The 14,338-nt window shown below is 33.7% G+C and carries 13 protein-coding genes; 10 read left to right on the top strand and 3 right to left on the bottom strand.

What is annotated here, in order from left to right:
- A complete protein-coding gene (locus Q4Q39_RS12900; RefSeq protein ID WP_303282920.1) occupies window positions 1-297 on the bottom strand; it encodes a thioredoxin family protein in 297 nt (98 codons plus the stop codon).
- 55 nt (window positions 298-352) lie between these two features.
- Complete coding sequence (locus tag Q4Q39_RS12895) at window positions 353-1,588, bottom strand: metallophosphoesterase (protein WP_303282919.1); 1,236 nt, start codon at window positions 1,586-1,588, stop codon at window positions 353-355.
- A gap of 223 nt (window positions 1,589-1,811) precedes the next feature.
- Between Q4Q39_RS12895 and polA the strand changes: the two genes are divergently transcribed.
- Window positions 1,812-4,664, top strand: coding sequence for a DNA polymerase I (polA, locus tag Q4Q39_RS12890; protein WP_303282918.1), 2,853 nt, complete (start codon window positions 1,812-1,814; stop codon window positions 4,662-4,664).
- A 190-nt stretch (window positions 4,665-4,854) separates the two neighbouring features.
- Window positions 4,855-5,220 carry an endonuclease domain-containing protein gene (locus tag Q4Q39_RS12885; protein ID WP_303282917.1) on the top strand — a complete coding sequence of 122 codons (366 nt, stop codon included), beginning with the start codon at window positions 4,855-4,857 and terminating at the stop codon, window positions 5,218-5,220.
- A 150-nt stretch (window positions 5,221-5,370) separates the two neighbouring features.
- Here the strand turns inward: Q4Q39_RS12885 and Q4Q39_RS12880 are convergent, their stop codons facing one another.
- Window positions 5,371-7,317: a YgiQ family radical SAM protein gene (locus Q4Q39_RS12880; protein WP_303282916.1), complete on the bottom strand. Its 1,947-nt coding sequence runs from the start codon at window positions 7,315-7,317 to the stop codon at window positions 5,371-5,373.
- 233 nt (window positions 7,318-7,550) lie between these two features.
- Between Q4Q39_RS12880 and Q4Q39_RS12875 the strand changes: the two genes are divergently transcribed.
- From Q4Q39_RS12875 to frr, 8 genes are all read left to right on the top strand, one after another.
- Window positions 7,551-8,522: a transporter family protein gene (locus Q4Q39_RS12875; RefSeq protein WP_303282914.1), complete on the top strand. Its 972-nt coding sequence runs from the start codon at window positions 7,551-7,553 to the stop codon at window positions 8,520-8,522.
- Between the two features lie 5 nt (window positions 8,523-8,527).
- Complete coding sequence (locus Q4Q39_RS12870; protein ID WP_303282913.1) at window positions 8,528-9,604, top strand: DUF3179 domain-containing protein; 1,077 nt, start codon at window positions 8,528-8,530, stop codon at window positions 9,602-9,604.
- A 169-nt stretch (window positions 9,605-9,773) separates the two neighbouring features.
- Entirely contained in the window at window positions 9,774-10,229 is a 456-nt protein-coding gene (gene rplM / locus Q4Q39_RS12865; RefSeq protein WP_303282912.1) for a 50S ribosomal protein L13, read from the top strand.
- On the top strand, window positions 10,229-10,615 hold the full coding sequence (gene rpsI / locus Q4Q39_RS12860; RefSeq protein WP_303282911.1) for a 30S ribosomal protein S9: 387 nt from the start codon (window positions 10,229-10,231) through the stop codon (window positions 10,613-10,615). Before rplM ends, rpsI begins: the two co-directional genes overlap by 1 nt.
- A gap of 171 nt (window positions 10,616-10,786) precedes the next feature.
- Window positions 10,787-11,581: a 30S ribosomal protein S2 gene (gene rpsB, locus Q4Q39_RS12855; protein WP_303282910.1), complete on the top strand. Its 795-nt coding sequence runs from the start codon at window positions 10,787-10,789 to the stop codon at window positions 11,579-11,581.
- A gap of 85 nt (window positions 11,582-11,666) precedes the next feature.
- Window positions 11,667-12,641 (top strand): translation elongation factor Ts, encoded by a 975-nt coding sequence (tsf, locus tag Q4Q39_RS12850; protein ID WP_303282909.1) that lies wholly within the window; start codon window positions 11,667-11,669, stop codon window positions 12,639-12,641.
- Window positions 12,642-12,819: 178 nt separating this feature from the next.
- The gene (pyrH, locus tag Q4Q39_RS12845) at window positions 12,820-13,527 is read left to right on the top strand and encodes a UMP kinase (protein WP_303282907.1); all 708 of its coding nucleotides are present in this window, start codon (window positions 12,820-12,822) and stop codon (window positions 13,525-13,527) included.
- A gap of 238 nt (window positions 13,528-13,765) precedes the next feature.
- A complete protein-coding gene (gene frr / locus Q4Q39_RS12840; protein ID WP_303282906.1) occupies window positions 13,766-14,323 on the top strand; it encodes a ribosome recycling factor in 558 nt (185 codons plus the stop codon).
- The last annotated feature ends 15 nt before the right edge of the window (window positions 14,324-14,338 follow it).

Raw genomic sequence — 14,338 nt, 5'->3', positions numbered from 1 at the left:
TTAAGCATATTGCTGAATAATACTTATAAGTGTATTGGCATCCTGCTCTCCGCTTTGGCGCCATTTCATCTCACCATCCTTATAAATAATAAGTGTTGGCAAGGTTTTAACTCTTAAAGCTTCAGCAAGTTCTTCGTTCTTTTCGACATCAATCTTTATCACTTTAGCTTTATCTCCAAGTGCCGCAGCTACATCTCTTAAAACAAGATGCATCGCTGTTGATTGATCATTCCATTCTGTATAAAAATCTAACAGAACTGGAATTTCCACATCTATAAGTTCCCCAAATTTTGACATACTTTATCGTTTTTTAGCCAAATTGTGCTTATACAAATATAGCATTTCTTAACAATTATGCACTATTTGGGCTTTTTTTAAGTTCTATAACTGTTATTTCTGGCCATATTCCAACACGCCCAGGAAATGCTAAATACCCAAAGCCTCTATTTACATTAATATATTGCCCTAATTCTTCATAAATACCTGCCCAATATTTATAGCGCCATTTTACAGGACTCCACTTAAACCATCCTGGTATTTCAATTCCAAACTGCATACCATGAGTGTGTCCACTTAATGTTAAATGATAATGGTAATCATCCTGAATCACCCTCTTTTCCCAATGTGACGGGTCGTGACTCATTAAAATTTTAAAATCATCTTTACCAATATTGCTTGAAGCTTTTTTTAAATCTCCTGCTGTTTTAAATCCACCTGCGCCCCAGTTTTCTACACCAACTAAAGCAATACGCTCACCATTTTTTTCTAAGTACCTACTTTCATTCAACAGTACATCAAATCCTATTTCTTTCTGGAGACTTTTTAAATCTTCTAAATTTTGCTTTTTTGCTTCTTCAGAGTCCCATATCACATAATCTCCATAATCATGATTCCCTAACACAGAGAATAAGCCATCTTTTGCCTTTAGTCTACCAAAAACATTTTTGTAAGGCACTAACTCTTCTGCTTTATTATTTACCATATCTCCTGTAAATAATATGACATCACTTTCCTGTTTGTTTATTAAATCTACTGCATAATTTACCTTATCTATATTATCAAAACTTCCAGAATGAATATCACTGATTTGGGTTAGTTTATAGCCATCAAAGGCTTTTGGTAAATCTTCGAAGTGAAGAGTATACTTTAATACTTTATAATTGTATTTCCCCTTATAAATACCATAAATAATTGAAGCTAGGGGTATCGCTGCAAGCCCCATTGCTATCTGGCTTACAAACTGACGTCTTGATGCAAAATAATTTCCCTTGGCCGTATCGCCTTCTGTAAAATATCTAAAAACGGCTTGTGGCACTCTTATAATATCTTCACCAAGCATAAAGACCAACAAAACCATTTTTGGTATTAACAAGGCTATAAAAAACCCAAAAGCATAAGCATGACCATGAGAGAATCCATCACTTCTATTAAAACCGTAATAATGAAAAACAAAATTACCTATTATTAAAACTGTGATAAGCCAATATAATATTTGAAGCCAGTTATTTTTTGAAATCGTTTTAAATGCTTGAAAAGCATAGATATCGGCGATTCCAAAAATAACAAGGAAAATAATCCAACGAAGCATATTTCTTTTTTACCAAATATAATAGTATTCTAAGGTAATGATTGCAAAGTGAATTTTATTTAACTAATTGTTAAGAATTTTATTAATTTGTAATTTATCATTATTTGCTACGGATAATGAAGTTTTGCTCAAACCAGAATCTTAATTATTAACCGAAAGCATTTTAAAAGCTATTTTACGATTTACTTTTTGTAGCTTTGATTTTCTTTCAAAAACAAATCAAATGTCAGATCAAAAACGTCTTTTCTTAGTAGATGCTTATGCTTTAATTTTTCGTGGTTATTATGCTTTCATTAAAAACCCCCGAATTAACTCAAAAGGAACAGATACTTCAGCTATTTTAGGTTTTATGAATTCGCTTTTAGATGTTATTAAACGAGAACGGCCTGATCATTTAGCTGTTTGTTTTGATAAAGGAGGCAGTGTAGATCGTGTTGAGATGTATCAGGAATATAAAGCGAATAGAGATGCAACTCCAGAGGCTATTAAAATTGCTATTCCATACATTTACAATATACTAAAGGCCATGCATATTCCTATTATGGTTAAGGAAGGTTATGAAGCTGACGATGTTATTGGAACACTTTCTAAACAAGCCGAAAAAGAAGGCTACAAAACCTTTATGGTAACTCCAGATAAGGATTTTGCACAATTAGTATCTGAAAATATTTTTATGTATCGCCCTGTTTTTGGTGGCGGTTACGAAACTTGGGGCATTCCAGAAGTTCAGAAAAAATTTGAAGTTACCGATCCTTTACAAGTGATTGACTTTTTAGGAATGATGGGGGATTCCAGTGATAATATACCTGGTCTTCCTGGCGTAGGTGAAAAAACAGCCAAAAAGTTTTTAGCACAATATGGCAGTATGGAAAATCTTCTAGCCAACACTCATGAATTAAAAGGTAAAATGAAAGAGAAAATTGAAGCTAATGGCGAACTAGGGATTCTTTCAAAAAAACTAGCCACCATTATGTTAGATGTTCCTGTAACTTTTGATGCTAAAGATTTTGAATTAGACCAACCCGATATCCCTAAGGTTACTGAGATTTTTCAAGAATTAGAATTCAGGCGTTTAATTGACAATTTTAACAAAACATTTGCTACTGCTAGTGAAGCTCAACAAACTACTGAATCAGCCACAAAACAATCGGAAACAAAAGCGACACCTAAAGAACAAGCCTCTGCGGGTGCGGGTCAATTTTCTTTGTTTGGAGGTGATGTTTCTGAGGTATTGAATACAGAAACCGTATCTGAATATACGCGAAAAACAGCAGAAACAACCTCTCATTTTTATCAAAGTATAGATTCAGGAATTGCCACCAAACTATTCATTAAAAATTTAATGAATCAAACTTCTGTATGTTTCGATACAGAAACTACAGGTTTAAATCCTATTACAGCAGAATTGGTCGGCATTGCTTTTTCTTGGGAAGTAGGCAAAGGGTTTTATGTACCATTCCCTGAAAATAAAGCTGAAGCTCAAGAACTTATAGAACAATTACGTCCATTTTTTGAAAATGAAGAGATTCAGAAAATCGGACAAAATTTAAAATATGACATTAAAGTTTTAGCTAAATATAATATTGAAGTTAAAGGCAAGTTATTTGATACCATGTTGGCGCATTACCTCATCAATCCAGATATGCGGCATAATATGGATGTATTGGCAGAAACCTATTTGAATTATTCACCCATTTCTATCGAAACACTGATTGGTAAAAAGGGAAAAAACCAATTATTAATGCGTGATGTTCCTCTAGATAAGCAAACAGAATATGCGGTTGAAGATTCCGATATTACGCTTCAATTAAAAGAGCATTTTGAAAAAGAATTAGGTGAAGCAAATACTCAAAAACTTTTTGATGATATTGAAATTCCATTACTTCGTGTACTCGCTGCTATGGAGCTAGAAGGCATTAATTTAGATAAAGAATTCCTAAACTCCCTTTCTGAAGAATTAAATAAAGATATTGCTTCGTTAGAAACTAAAATTTACGATGCAGCCGAAGAAGAGTTTAACATCGCATCGCCTAAACAGCTGGGTATTATTCTTTTTGAAAAATTAAAGCTTGTAGACAAACCTAAAAAGACCAAAACGGGTCAATATGCTACCTCCGAAGATATTCTATCTTATTTAGCAAAGGATCATGAAATTATCCAAAATATTTTAGACTATAGAGGTTTAGCTAAACTTAAAAGTACCTATGTTGATGCACTTCCAGAACAGGTTGAAGAGTCAACAGGTCGTATACACACCGATTACATGCAAACTGTTGCAGCAACTGGCAGATTGAGTAGTAACAATCCTAATCTTCAAAATATTCCTATCCGTACCGAACGAGGCAGACAAGTAAGAAAGGCTTTTATTCCGAGAAATGAAGATTATACACTTTTAGCTGCCGATTATTCTCAAATAGAACTTCGTATCATTGCTGCTTTAAGTGAAGAAGAAACCATGATCTCTGCATTTAAAAACGGAGAAGATATTCACGCATCAACAGCTTCAAAAGTATTCAATGTCCCTTTAAATGAAGTGACTCGTGAACAGCGTAGTAATGCTAAAACGGTTAATTTTGGTATTATTTATGGGGTTTCTGCTTTTGGGTTAAGCAATCAAACAGATTTATCGAGAAGTGAATCTAAAGAACTTATCGATACGTATTATGCTACCTACCCAAAACTTAGAAGCTTTATTAGTGAACAAGTAGATTTTGCTAGAGATCATGGCTATGTCCAAACCGTATTGGGCCGCCGTCGCTATTTAAAAGATATTAATTCCAGAAACGCGGTTGTTAGAGGTGCCGCAGAAAGAAATGCTGTAAACGCACCTATACAAGGAAGTGCTGCCGATATTATTAAAATTGCCATGATTAATATTTATAACAAACTTTCCGAAGGAAATTATAAATCTAAAATGCTCTTACAAGTACATGATGAATTGGTTTTTGATGTTTACAAACCCGAATTAGAAAGTATTAAAACTTTGGTAAAAACCGAAATGGAAAATGCTTATAAATTGGAAGTTCCATTAGACGTCGATTTAGATATTGGTGATAATTGGCTGGAGGCTCATTAAATTATTTATTTTCAATTATCATTACATTGAAATGAATATTTTTTCCTTCTATTATACCCAAAACCAACTGTAGAATTATATTGTTTTAAATCTAAACTGAAAAACACTCTATAATACCAGTTCCTAAGTTTAATTTGAGGATTGTCCCCTTGAGGGGACTTTAGGGGTGTCAGAGCACAAAATGTAACCCATGAGAAACAAAATAATTCCATACAACCCTGAATTAAAACAACTCGCAAGACAGCTTCGAAAAAACAGTACTTTACCAGAAGTTTTGTTATGGCAGAATATTAAACAACGTGCTTACGGTGTTCAATTTCACAGACAAGTTCCTATGCTTAACTATATTGTTGATTTTTATTGTCATGAAATTGGTTTAGCTATTGAAATTGATGGCAGTAGTCATGACCATAGCTTTTTATACGATGCTAAAAGGCAGGGAGAATTAGAAGTTTATGGTGTTAGGTTTTTGAGATTTTCAAATGAAGAAGTCAAGAAAAATATGTTCAGTGTTTTATTGGTTATTGAAGAGACTGTAAAAGAATTGATGGAATAATTATAAAAACACCCCTGTAGTCCCCTCAAGGGGACAATCTAAATCATGAAACCTATAATACAAACTAAAGTTATTAGATCTTTAAGTAGATAATATTTGGGCTACGAGCAGTTATAATTGTCCTCTTGAGGGGGCTACAGGGGTATTATACTACCTCTGTTTCTTCTTACTCTTAAACTTCGCCTTATTCTTTCGCTGATTAAAAGGGATCGCATCATTAAAAGTATGCTTAGGTTTACCTGGTTTATTTTTTCGCCACTTATCATTTTCCGGCAATAACACTTTTAATAAATCTTGGCGACCCAATTTATTTAACGTATTTCTAATCCAATCTTTATTTTCTTTCTTATACCAAAAGAAAAATCGATGTTGTTCGTCTTTCTCTTTACGCGTTATTGGTGTATTTACTTTTTTAAGTGTATAAGGATGGTACCCGCTATAATAAATTACCGTAGCTACCGTCATAGGTGTTGGTGTAAAGCCTTGTACTTGCTCAAGCTGAAACCCCATATCCTTAGTTTCGGCAGCAAGGTTAGCCATATCTTCGACTTCACAAGCTGGGTGATTCGATATAAAATAAGGGATTAATTGTAGCTTTAAATTCTTCTTAATATTAATCTTATCAAATCGCTCTTTAAACTTATGAAAATAAGTAAACGAAGGTTTTCTCATTAATTTTAAAACAGGATCACTAGTATGCTCTGGCGCTACCTTAAGTCTACCAGACACATGCTTAGTCATAACCTCTTCAGTATAATCATCTAATTCTTTTGCATCCGCATTCTTATTAAATTCTGGCACAAGCATATCGTGACGAATACCACTTCCAATAAAGGATTTTTTTACTTTTGGATGCTTATCGACTGCTTGATATAATTTGGTTAACGGCTTATGAGAGGTATCTAAATTACTGCAAATAACTGGTGAAATGCACGAAGGTGCTACACACTTATCGCATATAGACTGTACTTTACCTTTCATTTTATACATATTCGCACTTGGCCCTCCAATATCTGATAAATAGCCTTTAAAGTCTGGCATATTTGCCACAGTATCAACTTCGCGCAATACAGACTCCTGACTACGAGATGCAATAAACTTTCCTTGATGTGCCGAAATGGTACAGAAACTACACCCTCCAAAACAACCACGATGTATGTTTATAGAAAACTTAATCATTTCAAACGCAGGGATAGGCCCTCGTTTGTTATATTTAGGATGTGGCAGACGCGTGTATGGTAAATCGAAAGAAGCATCAATTTCCTTTTCCGTCATGGTAGGATATGGTGGATTAATCATCAAGGTCTTCTCTCCTACTTTCTGAAAAATACGGCGTGCAGCTAATTTATTAGATTCCTGCTCAATAGTTTTAAAGTTAGAAGCAAAAGCTTTCTTATCTTTTAAACATTTTTCGTGCGATACAATTTCAATATCTTCCCAATTACTATTCTTGGGTATTTTAGCGTCTTTATTTAAAAGTACTGCGGTTTGTTTTATTGTAGTAATACTACTAAAAGGGACTCCTTTCTGCAACAAACGCACAACTTCTCGTAAAGGTTGTTCTCCCATTCCGTAAACCAACATATCTGCTTTCGAGCTTTCTAAAATAGTTGGCACTAATTTATCACTCCAATAATCATAATGGGTTACACGACGCAACGATGCTTCAATACCTCCAATTAAAACAGGCACATCCGGCCATTTTTCCTTTAATATTTTAGAATATACTGTTGTAGCATAATCTGGTCGAAAACCAATATCTCCATTTGGCGTATAGGCATCTTTATCTCGTCTCTTTTTATTAGCATTATAATTGCTAATCATTGGATCCATACAACCCCCCGTAACCCCAAAAAACAATTTTGGAGCACCCAATTTTACAAAATCCTGAAGATTATCGTTAACATTAGGTTGTGGCACCACAGCAACACGCAAACCATAACTTTCTAAAATACGACCGATTACAGCGGGACCAAACGACGGGTGATCCACATAAGCATCACCACTAAATAAAATAACGTCAAGTTCATCCCAACCACGTATTTTAACCTCTTTGTTTGTGGTAGGCAACCAATCTGAAAGTTTTAACTCTTGCATAACGCTGCAAAAATAGGCAAAAATTGACTCTTAAGTGTAGTAGCTATTTAAATCATAAGCACAAACACCATCTATTTCCATTTAGATATTGGTTTAGGTACAAGTGATAAGTGGATTGCAGAAGCTTTAATAAATACTATTGGAATGTAAAATAATAGCATGGGGCTAAATGTTAAAGTTAGTAAGGCTAGCCCTTTTTTAACGACACTTTATTTACCGCTAAGAAATTTGCCATGAATTCCAAAAGACTATTTTTCATTATATCTATTTTGGTCTGCACTCAAATTAATGCCCAAACCTGCTGTTCCGGTGGCATTCCTTTATCAAACAACATAGGATTATCTCAACAAGAAAAAGGTACTATTCAAATAGGCTTAAATTACGATTACAACTATTTAAACACTTTAAATTCGGGAACTGAAACTTTAAATGATAATTCAAGATTACGAATTACACATTCCGTTTTATTAAATGCCAATTATTCCATCACAAATAGGTTTTCTGTTGAAGGCTTATTCACATGGGTAAATCAAAGACGTAAAATTTCACAATTTGGAAATGAAAACTTAGACCAAACCTCGGGTATTGGAGATGCTGTTTTATTATTAAAATATAATTTTCCAAATATATTAGGTAAAGAAAGTAATATCGCCATTGGACTAGGTTCAAAAATCCCCTTAGGTTCATCTACTGAAACAAACGATCAAGGAATTACATTAAATGCCGATTTGCAACCAGGCAGTAATGCTTGGGATATAATTTATTGGACTTCTTTTTCTAAGAATTTTAGTTTTAGACCTTCTTTTACATTTTCTTCAAGAGCAATTTATAGAAGCACAGGAACTAATGATTCTTATTTTGAAAATAGCTCCTATAAATTCGGGAATGAATTTCAAGGGTTTATAAGTTTTTCAGATCAGTTTATATTATTTAAAACAATAACCACTCCTAGCCTATCTTTCAAATACAGAAATGCGGGGCAAGATAAAATTGATGGTTTTGATTTAGACAATACAGGTGGCGATTGGATTTCAGTAATACCAAACTTCTCAATTAATCTTACACCTAACATGACGTTTTCTACAAAAGCAGAAATACCCATTTATAATAATGTCGATGGCACACAATTAACACCAACCTATAGAATTACCGCTGGGGTTTTACTAAAAATACTCCCGAAAAAAAATGTTTTACAATTAAATTAAATGCTATGAAAAAAAACGCTTTTTATTTATTTACATATTGCTCACTGTTAATTTCTTGTAGTACTAGTGATGTTAATAATGATAAACCTTCTGATGGATCTAATGAGAATAGTAATAATTCTAGTCAATGGCTAATACCAATTTCAGATGTTAAAGATGGAGGGCCAGGTAAAGACGGAATTCCATCAATTGATAACCCTTTTTTTACTACTGCCAATAACGCTAATTTTCTAAACGATAACGATCTTGTTGTTGGAATTATAGAAGGCGACCAAGCAAAGGCTTATCCACACTTTATTTTAGATTGGCATGAAGTAGTTAACGATGAAATAAGCAACACATTTTTCACTTTGAATTATTGCCCCTTAACCGGAACTGCTTTTGCTTGGGAAAGCATAAGTAATGGAACAAGAACCACCTTTGGAGTATCTGGCTTATTATATAATGCTAACCTCATATTATATGACAGGAATACAGATAGTAATTGGTCTCAATTAAGACTTGAATGCGTAAATGGACAACTAATTAACAACACTCCTAAATTAATTGATGTTGTGGAAACAAATTGGAAAACCTGGAAAACGCTTTATCCAAATACAGAAGTTTTAACAACCCAAACGGGGTTTTCAAGAACGTACGGCACTTCTCCTTATGGAGATTATGCGACTAACAATAATCGATTCATATTTACCCCAGAAATTATAAACACTTCTTTACCTAATAAAAAACGCATTTATGCCATTATAGACGGAGACAAATCTAAGGTTTATCAGTTTTCAGACTTCAATAACGGAAATGTAATTAGAGATACTTTTAAAGCTACAGACTATTTAATTGTTGGAAACAATAATTTAATATACGGATACGAATTATCTGGTGATCAAAAAGATTTAACTTTTGATTACGGTTTTAGCAATTCTGAAGCCTTTTTTAAAGATAATGAAGGAAACAAATGGTCTATTTTCGGAAAAGCTATTGAAGGCCCCAGACAAGGCGAAACACTTTTAGGTGCAAAATCTGTTATAAGTTATTGGTTTGCCATAGCAGCATTTTATCCAGATCCTGAGATTTACACCCCTTAATTAAGAGTTAATTAAAACAAATTAACAAACCCATATTTTATATGCGAATTTTATTGCACAAAACTCAGGTAAAATAATCTCTCTTCACTATTTGGTAATCAAATATATAATCGTAAATTTGCAAACTCTTTTTGAGAGAGGAATGTTTAATAAATAAAAATTAATTAGTGTGGATACATTAAGCTACAAAACGATTTCAGCCAACAAAGCTACTGTAAATAAGCAGTGGGTTTTAGTTGATGCTGAAGGTCAAGCACTTGGTCGTCTCGCTTCTAAAGTTGCTAAACTTTTAAGAGGTAAGCACAAGCCAAACTTCACACCACATGTTGATTGCGGAGATAACGTAATTGTTATTAATGCAGAAAAAATCAGCTTATCTGGAAACAAATGGAACGATAAAACGTACATTCGTCACACAGGTTACCCAGGTGGTCAAAGAAGTTTAACTGCTACAGAATTGTTTGGGAAAGACCCTGCAAGAGTGGTAGAAAAATCAGTAAAAGGAATGTTACCTAAAAATAAATTAGGTGCAGCTTTATTCCGTAATTTAAATGTTGTTGTTGGTTCAGCTCATACTCATGAAGCTCAAAAACCTAAAACAATTAACTTAAACGAATTCAAATAATGGACGTAATTCACAAAATTGGCCGTAGAAAGACGGCTGTTGCTCGTGTGTATGTTGCCCCAGGAAAAGGGAACATCACGATTAATAAAAAAGACATAACGTCTTACTTCACTACTGCAACATTACAGTACAAAGTAAAACAACCTTTAGTTATGACTAACAATGATAGCAACTTTGATATTACAGTAAATGTATTTGGAGGAGGTATTACAGGTCAAGCAGAAGCTGTTCGTTTAGCAATATCTCGCGCAATGTGCGAATTAGATGCTGAAAACAGATTAACATTAAAACCAGAAGGTTTATTAACTAGAGACCCAAGAATGGTAGAGCGTAAAAAGTTCGGACAGAAGAAAGCGCGTAAGAAATTCCAATTCTCTAAACGTTAATACCGAATTTGTTTCGGTATCTGTTTATCAGTTACTAGAAACATTTTCAAAAAAAATTAAAAGTTGCTGAAACAAGTTCAGCATTAATAAGTTTAGCATCTAAATGATTAAGGCGATTAAAAAATGACCACTTAATCATTGCTAATTCAACAGAACGTAAACTATTACAAAATGGCAGTAGAAGTAAAAGAATTACTTGAAGCAGGTGTACACTTCGGTCACCTAACACGTAAGTGGGATCCAAACATGGCACCTTACGTATATATGGAGCGCAACGGCATCCATATTATCAACCTTTATAAAACAGCGGCAAAAATTGATGAAGCAGGTGCTGCATTAAGCAAAATTGCTAATTCAGGTCGTAAAATTTTATTCGTTGCAACAAAAAAACAAGCAAAGGATATCGTAGCAGAAAAAGCTGGTTCTATTAACATGCCTTACATTACAGAAAGATGGCCAGGTGGTATGTTAACAAACTTTGTTACTATTAGAAAAGCCGTTAAAAAAATGGCTTCTATTGATAGAATGAAGAAAGACGGTACGTTCATGACACTTTCTAAAAAAGAACGTTTACAAGTAGATCGTTTAAGAGCTAAGTTAGAAAAAAACTTAGGTTCTATTAACGACATGACTCGTTTACCAGGAGCTTTATTTGTTGTAGATATTAAACGTGAGCACATCGCGATTAAAGAAGCACAGAAATTAAACATTCCTATTTTTGCAATGGTAGATACCAACTCTGATCCACGTCAAGTTGATTATGTAATCCCTGCAAATGATGATGCTTCTAAATCGATTGATAAGATTTTAACTCACGTAACAGCATCTATCGCTAATGGTTTAGCTGAACGTAAAGCAGAAAAAGATGCAACAGCATCTGCTACTGAAGCTCCAAAAGCTAAAGCAGCAACTCCTAAAGCAGAAGCTGCTCCAGCTAAAGTAGTTGCAGCCGAAGAAGAAGAATAAATTAACAATTACACAATACAAATAAGTCGTTTAATTCTTTTCTTAACCGAAATTATTTGAACGACTTTTTTAAATTAATTAAGATATGGAATCTACAGTAAAAATTACAGCAGCAGAAGTAAATAAGCTAAGACAAGCGACTGGTGCTGGTATGATGGATTGCAAAAAAGCTTTAGTTGAAGCTCAAGGCGATTTTGACAAAGCCATTGAAGTATTACGTAAAAAAGGACAAAAAGTAGCTGAAAAAAGAGCAGACAGAGATTCTTCTGAAGGTGCTGCTGTTGCTAAAATTAGTGCAGATCAAACTCAAGGAGTTGCTATTGTTTTGGGTTGTGAGACTGATTTTGTTGGTAAAAATGAAAACTTTCTTGCACTAGCAAACGAATTGGCAGAAATTGCTCTAAAGAACAATACAAAAGAAGAATTTTTGGCAGCCGATTTTGGAGGTATGACTGTTGCAGATAAGCTAACAGAGCAAACTGGTGTTATTGGTGAAAAATTAGACATTACTTCTTTTGAGAAATTAGAAGCACCATTTATTGGTTCTTATGTTCATATTAACAAAATTGCTGCATTAGTAGGTTTATCTTCTAAAGTAGATAATGCTGAAACATTAGTTAAAGATGTAGCCATGCAAGTAGCTTCTATGGGAGCCTCTACATTATCTTATAAAGATTTCGATCCTGCATTTGTTGCTTCAGAAACAGAAGCTAGAATTGCTGTTATTGAAAAAGATAATATCGAATTGGGTCGTTTAGGCAAAACACTTAAAAATGTACCTCAATTTATTTCTATGGCACAATTAACTCCAGAAGTTTTAGCTAAAGCCGAGGAAGATGCCAAAGCTGAATTAAAAGCTGAAGGTAAGCCAGAGCAAATTTGGGATAGAATTTTACCAGGAAAAATGGATCGTTTTATTTCTGATAACACGACTCTTGATCAAGAACAATGTTTATTAGATCAAAACTTCATTAAAGATGAAAAAATAAATGTTGCAAAATACGTAACATCTTACGGAGATGTTGAAATCACAGGTTTCAAACGTGCTTCTGTAGGGTAATCAACTCCTAAAAAAGAGGAAACTCTTAACAATATAAACCACCATTCTATTAGGATTGGTGGTTTTTTGTTTACTACGCCATAATCAAATCATTTTCAGTGATTCTTATTTTTGGTATATAGGTCTTCGTTAAACAGCAAAAAATTGTTTAATTTTGCACAACTTCAGTAAATAACGAATGAAATACAAAAGAATACTACTAAAATTATCAGGAGAAGCATTAATGGGAGATCGTCAATATGGCATCGATCCAGAAAGATTAGCTGAATATGCAGAGGATATAAAAACCATTATAGATAAAGGTGTACAAGTTGCCATAGTTATTGGAGGCGGAAATATTTTTAGAGGTGTCGCAGGAGCTAGCAAAGGTATGGATCGTGTACAAGGTGACCACATGGGTATGTTAGCAACTGTTATAAACGGTTTAGCCTTACAAGGTGCTTTGGAAGATGCAGATATACCAACTCGTTTACAAACTGCCATTAAAATTAACGAAGTAGCAGAACCTTTTATTAGAAGAAAAGCTATGAGACATTTAGAAAAAGGTCGTGTCGTTATTTTTGGTGGGGGTACTGGAAACCCTTATTTCACTACAGATTCTGCTGCTGTTTTAAGAGCGATAGAAGTTGAAGCAGATGTAATTTTAAAAGGGACACGTGTTGATGGTATTTATAATACCGATCCTGAAAAAGATGATAATGCTATTAAATTTAATTTCATATCTTTTGATGATGTTTTACGCAAAGGGCTAAAAGTTATGGATACCACAGCATTTACGCTTAGTCAGGAAAATGAATTACCTATTATTGTTTTCGATATGAATAGAAAAGGTAATTTACTTAAAGTAGTTTCAGGTGAAAAAATAGGTACTGAAGTTAACTTATAAAATAATAAAACTCCAACTTTAAGGTATTAAGTACCTTAAAGTTTCAAATAAACTGTCGTTTCCATGCTTGTGCTGAACGTGTTTCAGTAAAAATGGGAATCTAACTAACACCATTTTATAAAACAATAATGCTGTTAGTTTGGCGTAATTTTTGAAATAAGTATATTCGTATTGTACAAGTTATTTTAACGAACATGTGCAGACAACTATTTATATTGATCTAAAAAGTTTTGACACAATGAACGAAGACATACAATTTATATTAGATTCAACCAAAGAAGCTATGGATAATGCTATAAAGCATTTAGAAAAACAATTTATTAATATCAGAGCAGGAAAAGCAAGCCCTTCTATGCTTGGTAGCGTCATGGTAGACTATTACGGGTCACAAACTCCATTAAGTCAAGTTGCTAATGTAAATACACCAGACGGGAGAACCATTACTGTGCAACCTTGGGAAAAAAGTATGTTACAAGAAATTGAGCGCGGTATTGCTTATGCAAATCTTGGTTTTAACCCTATGAATAATGGTGAAACTATCATTATTAATGTCCCTCCGCTAACAGAAGAACGCAGACGCGATTTAGCCAAACAAGCTAAAGCAGAAGCAGAAGATGCAAAGGTTAGTATTAGAACAGCCCGTAAAGATGCAAATAACGATATTAAAAAATCAGAAGACGTATCTGAAGACTTAATGAAGAATGCCGAAATTGATGTACAACAAATGACTGATAACTACGTTAAAAAGGTTGATTCTCTTTTCGATGTAAAAGAAAAGGAAATCATGACCGTATAATTAAAAAGCGACATT

It is taken from the genome of Flavivirga amylovorans, assembly GCF_030540875.1.
In the GTDB taxonomy this organism is placed as follows: Bacteria; Bacteroidota; Bacteroidia; order Flavobacteriales; family Flavobacteriaceae; genus Flavivirga; species Flavivirga amylovorans.
Note: the sequence above shows the minus strand (reverse complement) of the source record. Positions and strands in the feature narration are given on the sequence as shown.

What these genes read in the sequence shown, in the direction of transcription:
- Q4Q39_RS12900 (WP_303282920.1), bottom strand. Translation starts at nt 297, where the DNA reads ATGTCAAAATTTGGGGAACTTATAGATGTGGAAATTCCAGTTCTGTTA.
- Q4Q39_RS12895 (WP_303282919.1), bottom strand. Translation starts at nt 1,588, where the DNA reads ATGCTTCGTTGGATTATTTTCCTTGTTATTTTTGGAATCGCCGATATC.
- polA (WP_303282918.1), top strand. Translation starts at nt 1,812, where the DNA reads ATGTCAGATCAAAAACGTCTTTTCTTAGTAGATGCTTATGCTTTAATT.
- Q4Q39_RS12885 (WP_303282917.1), top strand. Translation starts at nt 4,855, where the DNA reads ATGAGAAACAAAATAATTCCATACAACCCTGAATTAAAACAACTCGCA.
- Q4Q39_RS12880 (WP_303282916.1), bottom strand. Translation starts at nt 7,317, where the DNA reads ATGCAAGAGTTAAAACTTTCAGATTGGTTGCCTACCACAAACAAAGAG.
- Q4Q39_RS12875 (WP_303282914.1), top strand. Translation starts at nt 7,551, where the DNA reads ATGAATTCCAAAAGACTATTTTTCATTATATCTATTTTGGTCTGCACT.
- Q4Q39_RS12870 (WP_303282913.1), top strand. Translation starts at nt 8,528, where the DNA reads ATGAAAAAAAACGCTTTTTATTTATTTACATATTGCTCACTGTTAATT.
- rpsI (WP_303282911.1), top strand. Translation starts at nt 10,229, where the DNA reads ATGGACGTAATTCACAAAATTGGCCGTAGAAAGACGGCTGTTGCTCGT.
- rpsB (WP_303282910.1), top strand. Translation starts at nt 10,787, where the DNA reads ATGGCAGTAGAAGTAAAAGAATTACTTGAAGCAGGTGTACACTTCGGT.
- tsf (WP_303282909.1), top strand. Translation starts at nt 11,667, where the DNA reads ATGGAATCTACAGTAAAAATTACAGCAGCAGAAGTAAATAAGCTAAGA.
- pyrH (WP_303282907.1), top strand. Translation starts at nt 12,820, where the DNA reads ATGAAATACAAAAGAATACTACTAAAATTATCAGGAGAAGCATTAATG.
- frr (WP_303282906.1), top strand. Translation starts at nt 13,766, where the DNA reads ATGAACGAAGACATACAATTTATATTAGATTCAACCAAAGAAGCTATG.